The organism is Nocardia nova NBRC 15556 (genome assembly GCF_001613005.1).
Lineage (GTDB): Bacteria > Actinomycetota > Actinomycetes > Mycobacteriales > Mycobacteriaceae > Nocardia > Nocardia nova.
On sequence record NZ_BDBN01000005.1, the window covers coordinates 62,837 to 84,109 of the forward strand.

At 69.0% G+C, this 21,273-nt stretch carries 20 protein-coding genes and 1 pseudogene; 14 read left to right on the forward strand and 7 right to left on the reverse strand.

Annotation, left to right across the window (positions count from 1 at the left end; translation table 11 throughout):
* The first annotated feature begins 42 nt into the window (after positions 1-42).
* The 5 genes and pseudogenes from kstR to NN2_RS02885 form a co-directional block, all read left to right on the forward strand.
* Complete coding sequence (gene kstR, locus NN2_RS02865) at positions 43-699, forward strand: cholesterol catabolism transcriptional regulator KstR (protein WP_030517308.1); 657 nt, start codon at positions 43-45, stop codon at positions 697-699.
* Positions 700-865: 166 nt separating this feature from the next.
* The gene (gene otsB, locus NN2_RS02870; RefSeq protein WP_063010092.1) at positions 866-3,439 is read left to right on the forward strand and encodes a trehalose-phosphatase; all 2,574 of its coding nucleotides are present in this window, start codon (positions 866-868) and stop codon (positions 3,437-3,439) included.
* A 136-nt stretch (positions 3,440-3,575) separates the two neighbouring features.
* A complete protein-coding gene (locus NN2_RS02875; RefSeq protein WP_082856661.1) occupies positions 3,576-4,505 on the forward strand; it encodes a metal ABC transporter solute-binding protein, Zn/Mn family in 930 nt (309 codons plus the stop codon).
* Between the two features lie 230 nt (positions 4,506-4,735).
* Positions 4,736-5,578, forward strand: a complete 843-nt coding sequence (locus NN2_RS02880; protein ID WP_063010210.1) for a metal ABC transporter ATP-binding protein — start codon at positions 4,736-4,738, stop codon at positions 5,576-5,578.
* A pseudogene (locus NN2_RS02885) lies at positions 5,575-6,465 on the forward strand (metal ABC transporter permease); the annotation flags it as partial. The gene NN2_RS02880 and the pseudogene NN2_RS02885, both read left to right, overlap by 4 nt.
* A 138-nt stretch (positions 6,466-6,603) precedes the next feature.
* Here NN2_RS02885 and NN2_RS02890 read toward each other — a convergent pair.
* Positions 6,604-7,554: an HhH-GPD family protein gene (locus NN2_RS02890; protein ID WP_063010096.1), complete on the reverse strand. Its 951-nt coding sequence runs from the start codon at positions 7,552-7,554 to the stop codon at positions 6,604-6,606.
* 98 nt (positions 7,555-7,652) lie between these two features.
* On the opposite strand from NN2_RS02890, the gene NN2_RS02895 reads away from it, so the two are divergent.
* Positions 7,653-8,276, forward strand: a complete 624-nt coding sequence (locus NN2_RS02895; RefSeq protein ID WP_030517314.1) for a carbonic anhydrase — start codon at positions 7,653-7,655, stop codon at positions 8,274-8,276.
* Between the two features lie 148 nt (positions 8,277-8,424).
* Positions 8,425-9,078 carry a hypothetical protein gene (locus tag NN2_RS02900; protein ID WP_063010098.1) on the forward strand — a complete coding sequence of 218 codons (654 nt, stop codon included), beginning with the start codon at positions 8,425-8,427 and terminating at the stop codon, positions 9,076-9,078.
* Between the two features lie 36 nt (positions 9,079-9,114).
* On the opposite strand, the gene disA is transcribed toward NN2_RS02900, so the two are convergent.
* The 3 genes from disA to NN2_RS02915 all read right to left on the reverse strand — a co-directional run bounded on the left by disA (position 9,115) and on the right by NN2_RS02915 (position 12,528).
* Complete coding sequence (gene disA / locus NN2_RS02905; RefSeq protein ID WP_063010100.1) at positions 9,115-10,218, reverse strand: DNA integrity scanning diadenylate cyclase DisA; 1,104 nt, start codon at positions 10,216-10,218, stop codon at positions 9,115-9,117.
* 125 nt (positions 10,219-10,343) lie between these two features.
* Positions 10,344-11,747, reverse strand: a complete 1,404-nt coding sequence (gene radA / locus NN2_RS02910) for a DNA repair protein RadA (protein WP_030517317.1) — start codon at positions 11,745-11,747, stop codon at positions 10,344-10,346.
* Between the two features lie 52 nt (positions 11,748-11,799).
* Entirely contained in the window at positions 11,800-12,528 is a 729-nt protein-coding gene (locus NN2_RS02915; protein ID WP_063010102.1) for a copper chaperone PCu(A)C domain-containing protein, read from the reverse strand.
* Between the two features lie 272 nt (positions 12,529-12,800).
* On the opposite strand from NN2_RS02915, the gene carD reads away from it, so the two are divergent.
* The 6 genes from carD (at position 12,801) to NN2_RS02945 (ending at position 17,798) form a co-directional block, all read left to right on the forward strand.
* Positions 12,801-13,289 carry an RNA polymerase-binding transcription factor CarD gene (gene carD, locus NN2_RS02920; RefSeq protein WP_019931623.1) on the forward strand — a complete coding sequence of 163 codons (489 nt, stop codon included), beginning with the start codon at positions 12,801-12,803 and terminating at the stop codon, positions 13,287-13,289.
* A 10-nt stretch (positions 13,290-13,299) separates the two neighbouring features.
* A complete protein-coding gene (gene ispD / locus NN2_RS02925; RefSeq protein WP_082856664.1) occupies positions 13,300-14,076 on the forward strand; it encodes a 2-C-methyl-D-erythritol 4-phosphate cytidylyltransferase in 777 nt (258 codons plus the stop codon).
* A 14-nt stretch (positions 14,077-14,090) separates the two neighbouring features.
* A complete protein-coding gene (gene ispF, locus NN2_RS02930) occupies positions 14,091-14,573 on the forward strand; it encodes a 2-C-methyl-D-erythritol 2,4-cyclodiphosphate synthase (RefSeq protein ID WP_063010212.1) in 483 nt (160 codons plus the stop codon).
* A 238-nt stretch (positions 14,574-14,811) separates the two neighbouring features.
* Positions 14,812-16,197 carry a cysteine--tRNA ligase gene (gene cysS / locus NN2_RS02935; protein ID WP_063010104.1) on the forward strand — a complete coding sequence of 462 codons (1,386 nt, stop codon included), beginning with the start codon at positions 14,812-14,814 and terminating at the stop codon, positions 16,195-16,197.
* 61 nt (positions 16,198-16,258) lie between these two features.
* The gene (gene rlmB, locus NN2_RS02940; RefSeq protein WP_063010106.1) at positions 16,259-17,227 is read left to right on the forward strand and encodes a 23S rRNA (guanosine(2251)-2'-O)-methyltransferase RlmB; all 969 of its coding nucleotides are present in this window, start codon (positions 16,259-16,261) and stop codon (positions 17,225-17,227) included.
* 274 nt (positions 17,228-17,501) lie between these two features.
* Entirely contained in the window at positions 17,502-17,798 is a 297-nt protein-coding gene (locus NN2_RS02945; RefSeq protein WP_063010108.1) for a hypothetical protein, read from the forward strand.
* Positions 17,799-17,873: 75 nt separating this feature from the next.
* Here the strand turns inward: NN2_RS02945 and NN2_RS02950 are convergent, their stop codons facing one another.
* The 3 genes from NN2_RS02950 to NN2_RS02960 all read right to left on the reverse strand — a co-directional run bounded on the left by NN2_RS02950 (position 17,874) and on the right by NN2_RS02960 (position 20,876).
* On the reverse strand, positions 17,874-18,704 hold the full coding sequence (locus NN2_RS02950; protein WP_063010110.1) for an enoyl-CoA hydratase/isomerase family protein: 831 nt from the start codon (positions 18,702-18,704) through the stop codon (positions 17,874-17,876).
* Positions 18,705-18,834: 130 nt separating this feature from the next.
* Positions 18,835-20,007, reverse strand: coding sequence for an acyl-CoA dehydrogenase family protein (locus NN2_RS02955; RefSeq protein ID WP_030517325.1), 1,173 nt, complete (start codon positions 20,005-20,007; stop codon positions 18,835-18,837).
* A gap of 125 nt (positions 20,008-20,132) precedes the next feature.
* Positions 20,133-20,876 carry an alpha/beta fold hydrolase gene (locus NN2_RS02960; RefSeq protein ID WP_063010214.1) on the reverse strand — a complete coding sequence of 248 codons (744 nt, stop codon included), beginning with the start codon at positions 20,874-20,876 and terminating at the stop codon, positions 20,133-20,135.
* Positions 20,877-20,920: 44 nt separating this feature from the next.
* Between NN2_RS02960 and mhuD the strand changes: the two genes are divergently transcribed.
* Entirely contained in the window at positions 20,921-21,235 is a 315-nt protein-coding gene (gene mhuD / locus NN2_RS02965; protein ID WP_030517327.1) for a mycobilin-forming heme oxygenase MhuD, read from the forward strand.
* Positions 21,236-21,273: the final 38 nt, after the last annotated feature.

Below are 21,273 nucleotides of genomic sequence, written 5' to 3' on the forward strand. Positions count from 1 at the left end.
GGCCACCGGAACCGACGTGCGTGCAGGAAAGGACTTTCACGAATGGCCAGTCCCTCCCGAGAGCAGGCAGCCGACTCGGGTGCGCAGAACGGAGCCCGCAATCGCGCGACGGTCAGCACCCTCAGCGAGGACGAGCTGAGCTCGGCGGCCCAGCGCGAACGGCGCAAGCGGATCCTCGACGCCACCCTCGCGCTCGCCTCCAAGGGCGGTTACGACGCGGTGCAGATGCGCGCGGTCGCCGAACGCGCCGACGTCGCGGTCGGCACGCTGTATCGGTACTTCCCCTCGAAGGTGCATCTGCTGGTCTCGGCACTGGCCCGGGAATTCGAGCAGTTCGACAGCAAACGCAAGCCGCTGGCCGGGCAGACCCCGCAGGAACGCATGCACGTGATGCTGACCCAGGTCACCCGCGCCATGCAGCGCGATCCCCTGCTCACCGAGGCCATGACGCGAGCGTTCATGTTCGCCGACGCCTCCGCGGCCGCCGAGGTCGACCGGGTCGGCAAGGTGATGGACCGCTTCTTCGCGCGGGCCGTGAACGAGGGCGAGCCCACCGAGCGCGATCTGGCCATCGCCCGCGTCATCAGCGACGTGTGGCTGTCGAATCTGGTGGCGTGGCTCACCCGGCGCGCCTCGGCGACCGATGTGGCCGAGCGCCTCGACCTGACCGTCGACCTCTTGCTGGGCGAAAAGTCCTGAGCGCGCGGCAGGGAGCGGATTGCCGGACAATGTAGGTCCGGCGTTCGAAACCTGCCTGGCGAGCTCGTGTAAACAGCACGTATCACTGCGCCAACACGCGGGCAAACCTGACCCAGTAAAGTTTCTCGCGCCCTGAAAAATCTCCTCCGATCACTAGGTTGGATGCGTGAGCGCACAGGATCTGCCACACGAACTTCGCCGTGCCTTGTCGGCCGTAGCCCGCGTGCCGCGGCTATTGGTCGCTTCGGACTACGACGGGACAATCGCGCCCATAGTCTCCGATCCGGCAAAGGCCTATCCCCATCGGGAATCGGTCAGCGCATTGCGTGCGCTCGCCGGCCTGACGACCACTACCGCGGCCGTCATCTCCGGCCGCGCGCTGCGAGATCTCGCGGCGCTTTCCCGGCTTCCCGTCGAGGTGCAGTTGATCGGAAGCCACGGCTCCGAATTCGATGTCGGATTCGTGCACGCCATCGACAACGACGCCAAGCAGTTGCTGACCGAGGTGCGCCACGCCCTGGCCGCCATCGCCGACGACAACCCTGGCGTCACCGTCGAGGCCAAGCCGGCCAGCATCGCGCTGCATGTGCGCAACGCCACTCCCGAGGTGGGCCGGCGTGCGCTGCAGCAGGCCCGGCAGGGTCCGGCGAGCTGGGTCGGCATCCAGGTCACCGAGGGCAAGGCGGTCATCGAACTGGCCGTCATCCAGACCGACAAGGGCGCGGCTCTCGACATCATCCGCCATCAGGAGGGCGCCTCGGCCGCCGTCTTCTTCGGTGACGACGTCACCGACGAGAAGGCCTTCGCGCGGCTGTCGGGTCCGGACATCGGCATCAAGGTGGGCGACGGCGAGAGCCTCGCCGAGTACCGGGTGCCCAGCACCGAGGAGGTCGCCAAGGCTTTGGCGTTCCTGCTCGAGGAGCGCCGTACCTGGCTGGCGGGTGCGTCGGCGCCGCGCATCGAGCGGCTGACCATGCTGGCCTCGCCGCGCTCCAAGGCGCTGCTCACCCCCGACGGGACCGTCAGCTGGTTCTGCCATCCCGAGCCGGATTCGGCGGCGGTCTTCGCCCATCTGCTGGGCGGCCCGGCTGCCGGACATTTCACCATCGCCCCCGAGCGTCAGAGCCTGCCGCTGTCCCAGCGCTACGTCGACGGCACCATGACCGTCGAAACCCGTTGGTCCAGTTTGAAAATCGTCGACTACCTGCCGCACGACGTCGCGCTGGAACGCACCGATCTGACCCGCGTGATCACCGGTGACGCGCGCGCGGTGGTCACCTTCGCACCCCGCCCGGAGTTCGGGCAGGTGCCGGTGACGCTGGTCCGCGAACCGGCCGGCCTGCGCGTGCACGGCACCAACGATCCGATCGTGCTGCGCTCCCCCGGCGTGCAGTGGGAGATCTCCGAAGAGGGCATCCACCACGTCGCCCGCGCGGTGGTCGACCCTTCGCAGGGGCCGATCGTGCTCGAAATGCGCTGCGGCACCTCCGATCTCGCCCCAGCGATGGTCAGCGAGGCGGATCGGCGCAACGAGGCCGAGCGGTACTGGCGCGACTGGGCCGCCGATCTGAACCTGCCGCCGCTGAAGCCCGATCTGATGAAGCGTTCGGCGCTGACCCTGCGCGGGCTGGTACACGCCCCGTCGGGGTCGATTCTGGCCGCGGCCACCACCTCGCTGCCCGAGGACATCGGCGGCGTCCGCAACTGGGACTACCGCTACTGCTGGCTGCGCGACGCCTCGCTCACCGCGCACGCCCTGGTCACCCTGGGCTCGCTGGCGGAGGCCGAGGATTTCCTGGCCTGGACGCACCGCGTGCTCGAGACGCTGGCCGGACCGGAACGCCTGCACCCGCTGTACACGCTCTACGGCGAGACGCTGCCCCCGGAGGCCGTGCTGGATCAGCTGCCCGGTTACGCGGGCTCGCGGCCGGTACGCGTGGGCAACGCGGCGAATATGCAGGTCCAGCTGGATGTGTTCGGCCCGATCGTGGATCTGATCGCGGCCCTGGCCGAGGCTCGGGAGGGCAAGGGCATTCTCGACCCGGCCAAGGCACTGCCCGACCGCGACTGGGAACTCGTCGAGGCCATGGTCCAGGCTGTCCAGCGCCGCTGGCGCGAACCGGACCACGGCATCTGGGAGATCCGTGGCAACCCGCGTCACCACGTGTATTCGAAGGTGATGGGCTGGCTGACGGTCGACCGGGCTTTGAAGCTGGCCGAGCGGTTCGACCGCGGCATCGACCCGGTGTGGGTCGAACTGCGCGAGACCATCGCCGACGAGGTCAAGGCCAAGGGCTGGAACGAGCAGGTGCAGTCCTACACGGCCGCCTACGACGGCACCGATCTGGACGCCGCGACCCTGCACATCGGCCTCAGCGGACTGATCGAACCGTCGGATCCGCGCTTCGCGGCCACGGTCGTCGCCACCGAGGCCGAATTGCGCAGCGGCTCGACGGTATACCGCTATCACCACGACGACGGCCTGCCCGGCGGTGAGGGCGGCTTCCACCTGTGTGCCGCCTGGCTGGTGGAGGCCTACCTGCTGATCGGCAAGCGCGAGGACGCCGAGGCGCTGTTCGCCCAGCTGGTGGATGTCGCCGGCCCGACCGGACTGCTCAGCGAGGAGTACGACCCGGTCGCCGAACGCTCCCTGGGCAACCACCCGCAGGCCTACAGCCATCTGGGTCTGCTGCGCTGCGCCCAGCTGCTGAGCCAGCCGGTAGCGGCCATGGTGCAGTAGCCACCGGTCGCCGGATTCCCGTTCCAGGGCCCGCGGTCGCTCGGATCGAGCGGTCGCGGGCCCTGTTCGTGGTGCGGTTCACATCCCGGCCGGTCCGATCGATGGGGTCCGGGCCCGCCACATAGGCTACATTTAAATGGAAATCGTTTCCGTTAAGAGCTCGTGTGCAGGAGTACCCCGCGTGATCAGAAGTTTCGCCGCTCGAATCGCTGTCGTCACGCTGGGAATCACCACCGCGGTCACGCTGGCCGCCTGCTCGGGATCGTCCTCGGATTCGGGGAAGCCGAAAATCGTCGCCTCCACCGATGTCTGGGGCAGCGTCGCGGCGGCGGTCGGGGGTCCCGACGTCGAGGTGAAGTCGATCATCGACAGCCCGGCCGTGGACCCGCACTCCTACGAAACCAGCCCGACCGATGCCGCCGCGATCCGCGATGCCGCGCTGGTGCTCTACAACGGCGGCCACTACGACGAATTCGCCGAGAAGGCGGCCGCGGGGCGCGGCAAACCCAGCATCGCCGCGTTCGACTTGCGCTCGACGCCGAACGACGAGAACGAGCACGTCTGGTATGACATGAAGACCGTCGACGCCGTGGCCGGGCGGATCGCCGACGAACTCGGCCGCATCGATCCCGAGCACAAGCAGGCCTTCACCGATCGCGCCGCCGGATTCCGCGCCCAGCTGGCGAACATCTCCGCGATCACCGCGAAAGCCGCGGCCGCCCACCCGAAGACGCCGGTACTGCAGACCGAACCGCTCGCGCACTATCTGCTGCTGGCCGCCGACACCGACGACCGCACCCCGCACGCCTTCGAGGAGGCGATCGAACAGGGCACCGATCCCTCGCCGGCGGATCTGGCGGCGGTGCGAGAGCTGTTGACCGGCAAGCAGGTTCGCGCGCTGGTCTACAACATCCAGACCGAGGACAAGACCACGAAGGATGTCGCCGCGACCGCGAAATCCGCGGGTGTGCCGATCGTCGAGGTCACCGAAACCCTCCCGGCGAACACCGATTTCGTGAAGTGGCAGACCGACAACGCGACGGCACTGGCCGCCGCGCTCGGCTGAGGGAGGTAGTGATGGCGGGACGCACCCGAACCGAAGCGCCGGAATCCGCCGGCAGCGGAGCCGACGCACTCTCCGGCGACGGCCACACCGATAGGGACGGCGACCAGCGGACCCGGCCGACCGCCGACGAATCCCCCGATACGGCGGCCCGGCCCGGCTCTGTCGCGAGCACGACCCGTTTCGACGGCGCGGAGTGCGCGTTCTGCGAGGAGACCGGCGAGGCGGCGACGATTCCCGCGACCACATCAGCGGCGGCCACGGCGGCACCCGCGGTATCGCTGCGGGGTGCGAGCCTGGCGTTCGGGCCGCGCACGCTCTGGGAGGGCCTCGATCTCGATGTCGCGCCCGGCGAATTCGTCGCGGTGCTGGGACCCAACGGGTCCGGTAAGACCTCGCTGCTGCGGATGCTGCTGGGGCAGCTCGCGCCGAGTGCGGGGACGGTCGAGGTGAGCGGGGCGCCCGCCCGGCTGGGCAATCCGCGTATCGGCTATGTGCCACAACAGAAGACGATCGATGCCGGTGTGCAACTGCGCGGGATCGATCTGGTCGGGCTGGGCGTGGACGGGCATCGCTGGGGGCTGGGCGGGCGCGGCCGGGGCGAGCGCCGGCGTCGGGTCGCCGACGCCATCGCCCAGGTCGGAGCCGAGCATTTCGCGAACGCACCGCTGGAATCGCTGTCCGGCGGTGAGCAGCAACGCTTGCGGGTGGCGCAGGCACTGGCCGGTGATCCGCGCGTGCTGCTGTGCGACGAACCGCTGCTGAGCCTGGATCTGGCCAATCAGCGGCTGGTGTCCGAACTCATCGATCGCCGCCGCCGCACCCACGACACCGCGGTGCTGTTCGTGACGCACGAGATCAATCCGATTCTGCCGCTGGTGGATCGGGTGCTGTATCTGGTGGAGGGCAGGTTCCGGATCGGCACGCCCGACGAGGTGATGACCTCGGATGTGCTCTCGGAGCTCTACGGCACCGAGGTCGACGTGCTGCGCGTCCGCGGCCGGCTGGTGGTCGTCGGCACCGGCGACGAAATCGATGCACTGGGCACCCACCACACCGAGGGAGCCGGCGAATGAACGAGAAACTTTCCGACGTCATCACCAAGATGCTGGATCTGCACACCACCGCCGACCTGCTGTCCTACGACTTCGTGCAGCAGGCGGTGCTCGCGGCCGCCCTGCTGGGACTGCTCGCCGGGGTGATCGGGCCGCTCATCGTGAACCGGCAGATGTCGTTCGCCGTGCACGGCACCAGCGAGCTCTCGCTGACCGGTGCCGCGGCCGCGCTGCTGGTGGGTATCGGCGTGGGCGCGGGGGCGATCGCGGGATCGGTGATCGCGGCGGTCATGTTCGGTCTGCTGGGTTCCAAGGCGCGCGAACGTGATTCGGTGATCGCGGTGGTGATGTCGTTCGGGCTCGGCCTGTCGGTGCTGTTCCTCTGGCTGGGGCCGAGTCGCGCCGGATCGAAATTCTCCCTGCTCACCGGGCAGGTGGTCAGCGTCGGCGGCACCGGTCTCACCTTGCTCGCGCTCTGCACCGTCGGCGTGCTGGCGGTGCTCGCGTTCATCTACCGCCCGTTGCTTTTCGCCAGCACCGACCCGGAAGTCGCGGTGGCGCGCGGGGTTCCGGTGCGCGCGCTCTCGGTGGTGTTCGCGGTGCTGCTCGGCGTGACCGCTGCCTTCGGGGTGCAGATCGTCGGCGCCCTGCTGGTGCTGTCGCTGCTGATCACCCCCGCAGCGGCCGCCGCCCAGCTCACCGCGAGCCCGCTGCGGGCGACGCTGTTGTCGGTGCTGTTCGCCGAAATCGCCGCCGTGGGCGGGATTCTGCTGTCCCTGGCGCCCGGCGTCCCGGTCTCGACCTTCATCACGACCATCTCGTTCGTGATCTACCTGGCCTGCCGGTTCATCGGCCGCCCGCTCGTGAACGCGCGCCGCCGCACGGCCCTGCGTACCCCGGCGCCTGCCGCGACAGCGGCGCCGGATCCGGCTCCGCATATCGACGCCTCGAACGACCCGGATTCGCGACGGAACCGAGCGGAGGAACAGCTGCCGGTCCGCGGATGAGACCCGCGGTCGTCGATCGCCCGCCTCGGGTCGATTCGGTCAGCCGGATCGACCGGCCGGTCCGGACAGCATGACGGCGCCGCTCTCGCCGGCCAGCGCGAACAACCCCTCGGCGGTCTGCTCGATCAAACCGTCGACGAGCAGCGAATCCAGTGCCCGGTCGCGCTGGCCCGGATCGCGGGTCCAGGCCAGGTCGAGAGCCACCCGTTCGACCGGTCCGGTGGCCGCGCGCAGCACGTCCAGGAGTCGCCCGCGAGCCTGCCGATCGGTGCCGTCGTATTTCTGGGTACGGCGCACCACATCGGATGCCGGACGACCGGATGTGACCCACGTGCAGCGCGGCAGCGGGCAGCGCTCGCAGTCGGGAGTGCGAGCGGTGCAGACGGTGGCTCCCAATTCCATCAGCGCCGCGGAGAAGACCGCCGCCCGGTCGATCCGGACCGGGAGGAGGGCCTCGGTTTCGGCCAGATCGCGAGCGCGCGGATTGCCGGCCTCGGCGCGGCCGTGCACCGCACGGGCAACCACTCGGCGAACATTGGTGTCCACCACCGGAACTCGCTGCCCGTAGGCGAAACAGGCCACCGCCCGCGCGGTGTAGGCGCCGATGCCGGGCAGGGTGAGCAGCACCTCGACATCGTCGGGCACCACGTCGCCGTATTCGGCGGCGAGCACCCGGGCGCATTCGTGCAACCGCAGGGCACGGCGCGGATATCCGAGTTTGCCCCACGCGCGCAGCACCTCACCGGGCGAGGCGGCGGCCATCGCCGAGGGCACCGGCCAGCGCCGCACCCATTCCCGCCAGATCGGCTCCACCCGGACCACGGGCGTCTGCTGCAGCATGATCTCGCTCATCAGGATCTGCCAGGCGCTCACGCCGGGCCGCCGCCAGGGCAGGTCCCGGGCGGACTGCTCGTACCAGTCGATCAGAACGTCGCTGTCGACGCCCGCGACCGGGTCGCGCGTGGTCTCGCTCGCCGCCTTCGAGCTCACGACATCACCGCCGTGCCCGCCCGCCGATGATCCGAAATTTGCCCACGTGTAGCCAATCGGACTCGCCGGTAGCCCGCAAGCTGTGGAAAATGGGACGCATGCCTCATACCAACCCGATCAGTGCCTGGAAGTCTCTCCGCGAGGGTAACGACAGGTTCGTCAACGGCACACTGCAGCACCCCAGCCAGGGCGCCGCCGACCGCGCCAAACTCGTCGGTGGCCAGCAGCCCCGGGCCATCCTGTTCGGGTGCGGCGACTCCCGCGTCGCCGCGGAGATCATCTTCGACCAGGGCCTCGGCGATATGTTCGTGGTCCGCACCGCCGGCCACGTCGTCGACGAGTCGGTGCTGGGCTCGATCGAATACGGCGTCGCCATCCTCAACGTGCCGCTGATCGTGGTCCTCGGACACGACAGTTGCGGCGCGGTCCGCGCGACCATCGACGCCCTCGACGACGGCAACGTGCCCGGCGGATTCATCCGCAGCGTGGTCGAGCGCGTATCGCCGTCCATCCTCACCGGCCGCCGCGACGGACTCACCGAAGTCGACGAACTCGAGGCCCGCCACGTGCAGGAGACCGCACGCCTGCTCACCGATCGCTCGAAGATCGTCTCCGATCGGGTCGACAGCGGACAGTGCGCGATCGCCTGTGTGAACTACAAGCTTGCCGACGGCCGCGCGCAGTTGCACAAGGTGATCGGCGATATCGGCGAAACAGTCTGAACCACAACGGTTCTCACACGGTGATCGCCGGGTGCCCGCACCGCCGCGGAAGGCGGCGCGAAAATGTACCCGGCGTCACCGCCATTTCGGCGCCGACACGCCGCGTACCTGAGCGGAACGGCACGATCGTGCCCTTACCGTTGTTGCCGTGCTGGAACCGAATGGACCGCTGCCGCCGGAGATCTACTGGCGTCGCCGCCTGCTCGCCATCGGCGCGCTGATCGTCGCGCTCGCTCTGGTCATCTGGCTGGCGCTGATGTTGCTGCGCGGCGGCGGGGACGACAAGGACCCCAAGGCCGCGGGGGCGACCTCCACCTCCGCGAAGGCGGGCGGATCCACCACCGCCGATCCCAGCGGTTCGAAGGCGCCGGCTTCGGGCACCGTCAACGCCACCGCCAGCGGCATCCCCGCCCCGTGCCCGGATCAGTCGCTGGCGGTGAAGGTGACCGTCGGCCAGCCGACCTACAAGGCCGGTGATCAGCCGGTGTTCACCATCGTGCTCACCAACATCTCCACCGCGGGCTGTACTCGGGATATGGGTTCGGGCCTGCAGCAGGTGTGGGTGCAGTCGCTGGACGGCCAGCGCAAGCTGTGGTCGAACACCGATTGCGATCAGGGCGGTCCGGCCGATCTCCGCACGCTCAACGGCGGCCAGCAGGCGGCGTTCACTCTCACCTGGTCGGGCACCACGTCGCAGCCGGGTTGTGCGGGCGATCGCGTTCCGGTGCCGGCCGGCGGGTACGCGGTGGTGGCGCAGTTCGGTTCGGTGCGCAGCGCGCCGGAGACCTTCAACATCGCCTGACTCACCGGCTCGAAACCGGTAGCGCCCGAAGCCGGTTCAGACCGTGCCGGATTCCGCCGATCGCACCGCGCCGGATTCCGACAGCCGGGACAGGCCCTCGCGGATCTGCCGGGCCAGATGCGCATCGATACCGTCGACGCCCTCGATTTCCGAGGCGCTCGCCGAAACCAGGCCCGACAGCGAGCCGAATGCGGCGATCACGGGTTCGGCGCGGCGCAGCGGCACCCGCGGAATCTCGGCCAGCACCCGATATCCGCGCGGGCCCACGGCGGTGTCGAGGGCCTCGTATGTCGCCGGAAAGCCCAGTGGCGGAGCGAGGTTGGTGAGTTCGAGCAGATCCACCTCGAGCAGCCCGTCGAGCGCTGCCAGCGTGCGGTCGACCATCACGTCGTCGATCGGTTCGGTGCGGATGTAGTCACGGACCAGCAGGCGGCGCAGGGCCTCGGTGTTGCCGACGAGTTCGGCCAGTTGCAGCGCCAGCTGCCGGCCGTCCACGCCGAGTTCGGCCACGTCGGAACTGATTTCGCGCGCGACGCGGCGGACCAGCTCCAGGCAGTGCACCACCGCCAGCACATCGCGCACCGTGGCGCAGTCGTTCAACTCCACCAGCGACAGCTGCCGGGTGGTCTCGTCCAGGCGCGAACGGTAGCGCTCCAGCGTCGCCATCGCCTGATTGGCGCGCGACAGGATGGTCTCCGAGGTCTGGATCGGATGCCGGTGCCCGTTGAGATAGACCGTGACGATGCCCGTCGAGCGGCTCACCGACACCACCGGATAGCCGGTCTGCGCGGCGGTGCGCTCGGCCGCCTTGTGCCTCGTGCCGGATTCGGTGGTCGGCAGGCCGGGGTCGGGAACCAGATGGACATTGGCGCGGCGGATACGTGCGCCGTCGGTCGAAAGCACCACGGCGCCATCCATTTTCGACAGCTCACGCAGCCGGGTCGGCGAGAATTCGACGTCGAGTTCGAATCCGCCGTCGCAGATTCGCTCCAGTTCCTCGTCGTAGCCGAGCACGATCAGCCCGCCGGTGCGGGCACGCAGGATCCGGTCGATACCGTCGCGCAGTTCGGTGCCCGGCACCAGCCGGGCGATGGTGGTACTCAGGCCGGGGTCACCATCGGCCTCGACCGCCTCGGCCACGGGCGACCCATCCGCCGGAGCCACCCCATCTGCCGCAGCCACCGTGGCCGGCACGTCCGCTGGAGTCACGAACCTGCGGCGCGGCGCGGGACGGCCGAGCAGGTGTGTCACCCAACGGCCCGGGATCATTCCACAGCCTCCACACGCTCGCGTCGTCGCTTCGACAAACCACTCGAGGCGAGAGCCGCACGAACACTCGCGACCTCGTGCACCTTCATTCCGATGCCGGACAGGTCGGTTCCGGGCGGTACCAACGCCTCCGTGAAACCTAGCCGCTCGGCCTCGCGCAACCTGCGCCCGACCCCCGTGACACGCCGGACCTCACCGGCGAGGCCGACCTCGCCCAGCACCACCATGCCCGCGCGCAGCGGGATATCGCGTTCGGCGCCGGTGATCGCGACCGCGACGGCCAGATCGGCGGCGGGCTCGGTCAACCGCATTCCGCCGACCGTGGCGGCGTAGACGTCGTGCTTGCCCAGATACACGCCGCAACGGCTCTGCAGCACCGCGAGCACCATCGAGACGCGGTTGTAGTCCAGACCGCTCACCGCGCGTCGCGGAGCGGGTACCTGGGTGGATACGGTCAACCCCTGCACCTCGCCGAGCAGCGGCCGCTTACCGTCCATCGCAACCGTGATCGCGGTGCCGGGAACCTGATCCGCACGGTGATGCAGGAACAGCCCGGACGGATCGCTCACCCCGGCGATGCCGTCGTCGTGCAGTTCGAAACAGCCGACCTCGTCGGCGCTGCCGAAGCGGTTCTTGATGCCGCGCACCATGCGCAGAGTGGAGTGTTTGTCGCCCTCGAACTGCAACACCACATCCACCAGGTGTTCGAGGGTGCGCGGCCCGGCGACATTGCCGTCCTTGGTGACGTGGCCGACCAGCAGCACCGCGATACCGCTCGCCTTGGCCAGGGAGGTCAGGGCCGCGGTCACCGCGCGCACCTGGGTCACACCGCCGATCACCCCGTCCGCGTCGGCGGCCAGCATGGTCTGCACCGAATCGACCACCAGCAGCGTCGGCCGGACCTGATCGACATGGCCGAGAATCGTGGCGAGATCGGATTCGGCTGCGAGATAAACCCTTTCGTGCACCGCCCCGGTCCGGTCGGCGCGCAGCCGGACCTGCCCGGCGGACTCCTCGGCGGTGACGTAGAGCGCACGCTCCTCGCGCTCCCGCGCCCAGCGGTGGGCGACCTCGAGCAGCAGCGTCGACTTGCCCACGCCCGGCTCACCCGAGAGCAGCACCACCGATCCGGGCACCACCCCGCCGCCGAGGACGCGATCCAATTCCGCGACACCGGTGGGCCGGGCGCGGGTGACCTTCGAGTCGATGGTCGAGATGGGCGCCGCGGCCGTCGAGGGCAGCAGTGCCCGGCGCCCGGCGGCATGCGCTCCCGCCCCGGCGCCGGCCGACACCACCTCGTCGACGGTTCCCCATTCGTTGCACCCCGGGCAGCGCCCCACCCATTTGGCAACCTCGTTCCCGCATGCCGAGCAGCGGTACAGCGATTTCACCTTGGCCACGTGCGCAGCCTAGATAGGGGGGCCGACATGGGCCGGTGTGCAGGAGCGAGCCTCAGTGGCCGCCGTGCTCGGCGACCGTCGCGCCCTCGTGCCGCGGGGTGTTCGGGCCGGCGTCGACGGGCACCTGCACCTGCACGGTGCCGGCGTTCTTGAAGTTGAAGGTGACGCCGTAGGTCAGGCCCGGCACGATGTCCTTGGTCAGTCCGGTGATCTCGACCAGGATCGGATGCGCGTTCGGGTCGGCCGGCTGATCGGGCGAACCGGCGCCCTCCTGGCGCGGCGACGCGCTGTGCTCCGGCGTGGGCGTGGCGGGCGAGCTGGTGGGCTGCGCGGCGCCGGTGGTCGGCGAGGCGTTCTCGGCGCCCGCCTGGGCGGCCTTGGCGGCCTCCGGGCTCGCGGCGACGACCGTCTGGCCGGGGATCAGTTCCGGCGTGGCCGGGGTGATCTTCACCTGGCCGAGGTCGGTGGTGATGCTGACCAGCTGGTCGGTCTTGGACGAGCCCTCGTTGATCGCGCTGAACGCGACGACGGACTTGCCACCCTTGGCGTTGGTGTACTCCTCCGACTGCGGCAGCAGGATGCGCACGTCACGCAGCGCCACGTTGCCGACGGTGGCCGCGCTGCCGTTGACGGCGGGCACCTGACCCGCGGTCTGCGAGATCTGGCCGGCACCGCATCCGGACAACGCCAGCGCCGCACCGGTGGCCAGCGCGGCAACAGCGATTGCGCGCCGCGACACCTTGGTCACATTCGACGCTGTGGTGGCTTTCAGGGCAGTCACGGGTTGTCCTCCATGTCGACCGGCTCACTCCACGATGGAGAGTAGTAGTAGGCAGCGTAGTAGTTCGCAGGGTGGTCGGTGTGGACCGGTCCGGTGTAATGTTCCGCGGCGACCCGCGAGCCGCGTATCCCGTTCTGCCGCAACGGGATGCACACGCATCGCGATCTGTCAAGCCCCAAGGTCGGCCTGTTGTGGCCCCTGACCTGCGCCGTTGATCGCGGCGTTATCGAGTCGCATGTTAAACTGTGAACATCGAAAGGGGCACGGGACACATGATTTTTAAGGTCGGAGACACCGTCGTTTACCCCCACCACGGAGCGGCGCTGATCGAAGCAATCGAGACTCGCACCATCAAGGGTGTTCAGAAAGAGTATCTGGTCCTGAAGGTCGCTCAAGGCGATCTCACCGTTCGGGTTCCCGCAGAGAACGCGGAGTACGTCGGCGTCCGCGACGTCGTCGGCCAGGAAGGTCTCGACCGAGTCTTCCAGGTGCTACGCGCTCCGCACACGGAGGAGCCGACGAACTGGTCTCGGCGGTACAAGGCCAACCTCGAGAAGCTCGCCTCCGGCGATGTGAACAAGGTGGCCGAGGTCGTCCGCGACCTGTGGCGTCGGGAGCAGGACCGCGGCCTGTCCGCCGGCGAGAAGCGGATGCTGGCCAAGGCCCGGCAGATCCTGGTCGGTGAGCTCGCGCTCGCCGAGGGCACCGACGACGTCAAGGCCGAGACCCTGCTCGACGAGGTTCTCGCCGCGGCCTCCTGACCGCATCGCCTTGACGCTCAACTCCCGCCGCGTTGTGGCATTGGTACCTGCCGCCGGTCGGGGCGTTCGCCTGGGTGAATCGACACCCAAGGCATTCGTCCCGGTCGGCGGCAGTCCCATGCTCGTACACGCAGTAGACGGTCTGATCGCGTCCGGGGTCGTCGACCGCATCGTGATCATGGCGCCCATCGAGATGATCGATGCGGCCCGGGAACTGCTCGCCGCCCGTGCCCACGCGGCCAGCTCGATACCGGTCGATGTGGTGGCCGGCGGCGTAGAACGCACCGACTCGGTGCGCGCCGGCTTGGCCGCCGCCCCGGAAGCCACCCATATCCTCGTGCATGACGCGGCCCGCGCCCTGACGCCGCCGTCGCTGATCGAGCGTGTCGTGGACGCGCTGGACGCCGGTCATCGCGCGGTCGTCCCCGGCATCCCGGTGGCCGACACCATCAAGGCAGTCGACGCGGCCGGTGATGTCACCGGGACACCGGACCGCTCCGGACTGCGAGCGATCCAGACTCCCCAGGGCTTCGACGCCGCGCTGCTGCGCGAGGCCTATGCGGTCGACCTGCCCGCCACCGACGATGCCGGCCTCGTGGAGGCGATGGGCGCGACCGTCTCGGTGGTTCCGGGCGATCCCCTGGCATTCAAGATCACCGGCCCACTGGATCTGCGACTCGCGAACGCGCTGGTAGCGGACGACTCCACCGCCGCGGGCGGGGCTGCCGGCGCGGCGAACGCCGAGACCGCGGTCACCACGACGACCGAGGCGGCGGTGACCGGATGACCGATCTCACCGCGCTGCGCACCGGCATCGGCAGCGATGTGCATCCCATCGAACCCGGTCGGCCCTGCTGGATGGCCGGGCTGCTGTTCGAGGGCGACGACGGCTGCTCCGGACATTCCGACGGCGATGTGGCCGCCCACGCCCTGTGCGATGCGCTGCTGTCGGCCGCCTGCCTGGGCGATGTCGGCGCGGTCTTCGGCACCGGACGTCCCGAGTGGGAGGGCGTCTCCGGCGCCGCGATGCTGACCGAGGTACGGCGCCTGCTCGCCGAATCCGGATATCGGATCGTCAACGCGGCGGTGCAGATCATCGGTAATCGCCCCAAAATCGGGCCGCGACGCGCCGAAGCGCAAAAAATACTCGGCGAATTACTCGACGCCCCGGTTTCGGTATCCGGTACGACGTCCGACGGTCTGGGGCTCACCGGCCGTGGGGAGGGAATCGCCGCGGTCGCGACCGCATTACTCGTGCACGACGGGCGATGTAGTACCGCGTAACCGCAGTCGGCGATTCGGTGCTGATTTATCGTTCGCGCCGATCTACCGCGGCGAACTCGGCGCCGGCCGCCGTATTTGCATCCGCGCCGGGCGGCCGCACCGTCGGCCTCACACTCGCTCCGGAAACATGCCCCGTCGAATCCGTTCCGGACCCGCGGTGTCATCGCATTCGATGGACCGTGGACCATAGGAGGGGCCCACCCATACCGTTGTTCAACAAGCCTTAGGATGGCTGGTCGTGACTCTGCGCCTGTTCGACACCGCGACGCGGACCCTGCGGGATTTCACCCCGCTGGTCCCTGGACGTGCGTCGGTGTACCTGTGTGGCGCCACCGTGCAGGGCGAACCCCATATCGGGCACGTCCGCAGCGGCGTCGCCTTCGACGTGCTGCGCCGCTGGCTCACCGCGAACGGCTACGACGTGGCCTTCGTGCGAAATGTCACCGATATCGACGACAAGATCCTCGCCAAGGCCGCCGCGGCGGGCCGCCCGTGGTGGGAATGGGCCGCGACGCACGAGCGCGCCTTCGACCGCGCCTACGAAGCGCTCGGGGTGCTGCCGCCGTCGGTGGAACCACGGGCCACCGGGCACATCACCCAGATGGTCGAGATGATGCAGCGGCTCATCGACCGCGGCCACGCCTACGCGTCGAGCGGCAACGTGTATTTCGATGTGCGCAGTTATCCGGAATACGGTGCGCTGTCCGGGCACAAACTCGAAGATGTGCAACAGGGCGAGAGCGCCGGCGAGGGTAAGCGCGATCCGCGCGATTTCACGCTGTGGAAGGCCGCGAAACCGGGCGAGCCGACCTGGCCCTCGCCATGGGGACCCGGGCGTCCGGGCTGGCATCTGGAATGCTCGGCGATGGCCGAGTTCTACCTCGGGCCCGAATTCGATATCCACTGCGGTGGTATGGATCTGGTTTTCCCGCACCACGAGAACGAAATCGCCCAATCCCGCGGCGCCGGAGACGGATTCGCGCAGTACTGGCTGCACAACGGGTGGGTGACGCTCGGCGGCGAGAAGATGTCGAAATCGCTCGGCAACACGCTCTCGGTGCCGAATATTCTCGCCCAGGTGCGGGCCGTGGAATTGCGGTTCTATTTGGGCAGTGCGCATTACGCGTCGATGCTCGAATATTCCGAACAGGCGCTGGCGGATGCCGCGCAGACCTATCAGCGACTCGAGGCATTCGTGCAGCGCACCGTCGAGCGGGTGGGTGAGGTCGCGGTCGGGAAATGGACCGACGCCTTCGCCGAGGCGCTGGACGACAATCTCGCGATCCCGAAGGCCCTGGCCGAGATTCATCGCGTGGTGCACGAGGGCAATCGGGCGTTGGAAGCGGGCGCGGGCGAATCGGCGCGCGAGGCCGCCGGACAGGTGCGGGCGATGCTCGGAATTCTGGGCGTCGATCCGCTGGATGCGCACTGGGCCGGCCCGAAGGACACCTCGGCGGCCGAATCCGCGCTCGACGTCCTGGTGCGGGCCGAACTCGAACGCCGCCAGCAGGCCCGCCGCGAAAAGGACTGGGCCACCGCCGACGCCGTGCGCGACCGGTTGGGCGCGGCCGGAATCGACGTCGTCGACACTCCCGGCGGCTCGGATTGGTCGCTGGCCAAATGATTCTCCCAGCGAAGCCTGCTGATCGGGTGCGGGTGTCGCGACCGACACGAAAGGCATACTGATGGCAGGAAATTCGCAGCGACGAGGTGCGATCCGTAAGGGCGGCACCAAGAAGGGCGCCGTCGTCGGCAGCGGTGGTAAGCGCCGTCGCGGACTCGAGGGCCGCGGCGCCACCCCGCCCGCCACCATGCGCAAGAACCACCCCGCCGCGAAACGCGCTGCGGCGGCGGCGAAAGCGGCCAAGGCGACGCAGGGGCAGAACCGCGCCCGGCCCGGTACCCGCAAGGGTGACGACGGGCCGGAGTTGGTGCTCGGCCGCAATCCGGTGGTGGAGTGTCTGCGCGCGGAGGTTCCGGCCACCGCGCTGTACGTCGCGCTGGGCACCGAGAACGACGACCGCCTCACCGAGTCCGTGCAGCGCGCCGCCGATGCCGGAATCTCCATCCTGGAGGTGTCGCGCATCGACCTGGATCGGATGAGCACCAACGGTTTACATCAGGGCATGGCCCTGCAGGTGCCGCCGTACCGCTACGCCCATCCGGAGGATCTGCTGGACAGCGCCCGCGCTTCCGGGACCGCCCCGCTGCTGGTGGCGCTGGACAACATCTCCGATCCCCGCAACCTGGGCGCGGTGATCCGTTCGGTCGCCGCGTTCGGCGGGCACGGCGTGGTGATTCCGCAGCGCCGCAGCGCCAGCGTCACCGCGGTCGCCTGGCGCACCAGCGCCGGCGCCGCGGCCCGGCTGCCCGTGGCGCGTGCGACCAATCTGACTCGCACACTGAAGGATTGGGCCAAGGCAGGTCTGCAGGTGGTCGGCCTCGATGCCGGCGGCGACACCGTCCTCGACGACTTCGACGGCACCACACCGACCGTCGTGGTCGTCGGCTCGGAGGGCAAGGGCCTGTCGCGCCTGGTCCGCGAAACCTGCGACACCATCATCAGCATCCCGATGGCCGGGCCGGTGGAATCGCTCAACGCCTCGGTGGCAGCGGGAGTCGTGCTGGCCGACATCGCCCGCCAACGCCGCTGAGCGGGGGCAGCCGGGCTATCGGCCAGTGAGTTCTGCACCGTCGCAGCCGTTTGCGAGGCAGCAGGCGCTTACCCCACGCGGGTGAACGTCTACGAGGCGTGCACCATGGTGGTCTCGGCCCGCCTCGATTTTGGAGCGACGGAGCGAGGGAGCGCAGCGACTGAGCGGAGGAGTGAAAAATCGAGGCCCAAGGGGCCGAGACCCCCGCCGAAGCGAAGCGTAGGCCGAAGATACAGCTTTTAGGGTGGGCACGCCTTAAACTCGCACGGTGGCCATGAATCAACCCGACTACTGGGGATCGCTGCCTGAGCCGCCGACCGGTAACCCGGTCGAACACCCTCATGCGACGACGGTGCTGATCCTGGGTGTGCTGAGCCTATTGTGTTGTGGCGCATTGGGTCCGGTGGCATGGGTGATGGGCAAGCGGGCGCTCGACCAGATCGAGATGTCCGGCGGCACCATCGGCGGCCGATCGCAGGTGGTGGTCGGCTATGTGGTCGGCATCGTCGGCACCGTACTGATGGTGTTGTACGCGTGCGTCTTTCTGTTGATGCTCATCGGCGGGCGCTGACCGGGCGGCTCCGGGGGAACTCGCCGGCGGTGGCTCCGTAACCGGTCCGAGGTCGAAGCGCCCGGCTTCGCAGGACTAGGCCGGTTCCTCGGCGGTGCCGTCGAGACCGCGACGCTCGCCCGGCGACGACAACTCGCCCGCGGGCCATTCGGCGCTGATACTGCCCTTCCACTGTGGCTGGCGGCGGTCGCGAAACGCCGCCATGCCCTCGGCCGCGTCCACGCTCTTGCCGACGAAGCCGTGCAGCTCGGATTCCAGCCGGCCGACCGCCTCGGGGCTCATCCCCAGGCCCTCCCAGAGCAACCGTTTGGTCAGAGCGGTCGGCAGCGGCGCGGAACCGGCCGCCAGGTCGTGCGCCACGGCCAAGGCGGTCGGCAGTACCTCGCCCGCCGGCAGACTGCTGTTGGCCACGCCCATCTGGCGCGCTTCCTCACCGTCGAAGGTGCGGCCGGTGAGCATGATGTCGGCGGCGTTGGCCATTCCCGCCAGCCGCGGCAGTGTCCAGTGCGCGTAGCCGTCGGCCATCGCGCCGCGACGCACCTGATTCAGCCCGTATACGGCATCGGTGGCCATGTATCGCAGATCGCACTGCAGGGCCAGCGACAGCCCGATCCCCACGGCATGCCCGTTCACGGCCGCGATCACCGGCTTGCGGATCTGCCACGGCGGCGGATCGATCGTGCCGCGCACGTCACCGACGCGGGCGGACAGATCGGCGCCCGCGCAGAACGCGGGCGGCGTCCCGGTGATCACCACCGCCCGAATCGCGTCCTCGGTATCGCAGCGCCGCAGCGCGGTCCCGAGCTCCACCGCCATCGTGGGCGTCATGGCGTTCTGCTGCGCGGGACGGTTGAGCGTGAGTACGGCGACACCGGCGGACACATCGACCTGCAGTTCCGAACTCATGCGACGATCCTAGGTTTGGGTGATCTTTCCCGACCACCTTACTGGCTGTGTTATCTGCCTCCGCTTCGCTGCGGCGGGGTGAACGGCTCATAGACGTACGCCTTGACAGATGGCAGCAGGCGCAGGACCGCTATCCCCGCAACACTTGGCGGCCGATCGCGTACTTGTGGACCTCGGTGGGGCCGTCGTAGAGGCGGAAGGCGCGCATATCGCGGAAGATCATCTCGACCACGGTTTCGTCGCTGATGCCGATGCCGCCGAGGACCTGGACGCAGCGGTCGGCGACCTTGAACAGTTCCTCGGACACATACGATTTGGCCATCGAACTCTCGTGGCGAGCCTTGTGGCCCTGGTCCATCAACCAGCAGGCGTGCCAGATGGTCAGGCGGCACTGGTGCAGGGCGATCTCGTTGTCGGCGAGCATGAAGGACACGCCCTCGTGCTCGCCGATCGGCTTGCCGAAGGCCGTGCGGGTCTTGGCGTGTTCGACGGCGATGCTCTGGGCGCGTTCGGCGGCGCCGAGCCAGCGCATGCAGTGGGTGAGGCGGGCGGGGGCCAGTCGCAGCTGGGCGTAGCGCAGCGCCTGGCCGCTCTCTCCCAGCAGCGACTCCTTGGGCAGGATCAGATTCTCGAAGCGCACGACGCCGTGGCCGCCGACGTAGTTGCGGTCCATCGTGTTCATGGTTCGCTCGATGACGATTCCGGGCGCGTCCCCCTCGGTGAGGAACAGGGTCGGGCCCGCGGGGAGGTGGTCGTTGTCCTCGAGTTTCGCCATGATGATCCACGTCTTGGCCCCGTCGGCCCCGGTGATCAGCCATTTGCGGCCGTTGACGGTGAAGTTCTCGCCGTCGAAGGTGGCGGTGGTGGCGAGCTGGCCGGGATCGGATCCGGCGCCGCCCGGCTCGGTCATCGCGAAGACCGAGCGCTGACGGCCGTCGATCACCGGCATCAGGAAGCGGTCGACCTGCTCGGTGTCGGCGACCTTGGACAGTAGGAACATGTTGCCCTCGTCGGGCGCGGCGCAGTTCATCGCGACCGGTCCCAGCGTGGACCACCCGGCGGCCTCGTACAGCACGGCCTGTTCGACGTGGGTGAGCCCGCGGCCGCCGAGTGCCTCGGGCGCCTGGATGGTGAGCAGCTTCTCGGCCCGCGCCAATTCGACCAATTCCTGGCGCAGATCGTCGTTGGGCCCGTGCGCGGTCAGGCGGGGGTCGCGCTCGAACGGAACGATCTTGTCGATGACGAACCGGCGGATGCGGTCACGTTCGGCGGCGAGGTCGGCGGGTATCGAGAAGTTAATCATGATTCACCTTATGGTCGGGGCCTGAGTGGAGCATACGTCGCCTCCCCACCGAGACTGAAGGCGATTGCCCGCAACTGCCGGACCTCGGGTCTCCCTTCGCCCGGACCCACGCGCAGGCGATCCGATCAACCCACGTTTTCGTGCAGAAACCGTTCGACTTCGGCGCGATAGACAGCGGGCTGATCGTCGTGGACGAGATGTCCGGCGGCACCGACGACCACATGGCGCACACCCGCCCGAGCGGCCGCCATCTCCCGCATCTGACCTGGCGGCGTGATCGTGTATTCGCCCTCGATCAGCAGGGTCGGCACGCGCACCGCGGCCCATTCGGCCCAGAAATCGCGGGTGCCCCACTCCTCGGAGATGTCGCGGAAGGTCGCGACCGAACCGTGCAACCGGTAGCCGTCCCGGCCGCGCGTGAACGAGTTGAGGAAGTAGCGCCCGGCGACCGGGCCGAAAGAGTCCAGTACCGCGTCGGCGTCGGGGAACGGTTGCGGCCAGGCCTCGATCATCTCCGCCCAGTGCCGCGCGGTGCGCCCGCGGAAATCGGGCGCCATATCCTCGACCACCAGCGCCCGGACCCGCTCCGGGTGCGCGGCCGCGAACATCCACCCGTGCAGTCCGCCCATCGAATGGCCGATCACCACCATCGGTTCCGATATCGCGGCGGTCGCGGCGGCCAGATCGGCGACGAATGCCTCGGTGGTGAGCTCCGGCGGGGCCGGCCGGCCGTGCCCAGCGGCGTCGAAGGAGTGGACATGGCCGAATTCGCGCAGCCACGGCACCTGACCCGCCCAGGTCCGCGCGCTGCCCATCAATCCGTGCAGCAGCAGAATCGGCACCCCGGTGCCACCCTCGTCGTACAACATCGGCACCGACGATACGTGCCGCGCGGTGGGATTAGCCTGTGCTCATGGCTGTTGTAAAGATCAATGCGATCGAGGTTCCCGAGGGAGCCGGACCCGAACTCGAGAAGCGCTTCGCCCATCGGGCGCACGCGGTGGAGAATTCTCCCGGCTTCCTGGGCTTCCAGTTGCTGCGCCCGGTCGCCGGTGACAACCGGTATTTCGTTGTGACGCAGTGGGATTCGGAGGAGTCGTTCGCCGCGTGGCGAGACGGACCGGCCAAGGAGGCGCATGCCGGCCAGGCCCGCCAGCCGGTCGCCACGGGCGCCTCGCTGCTGGAATTCGAGGTGGTCCTCGACGTCGCGGCGAAGCCCGCTCAGTAGTTTCTCGCCGCACCCGGTGGTCGGTCCGACCACCGGGT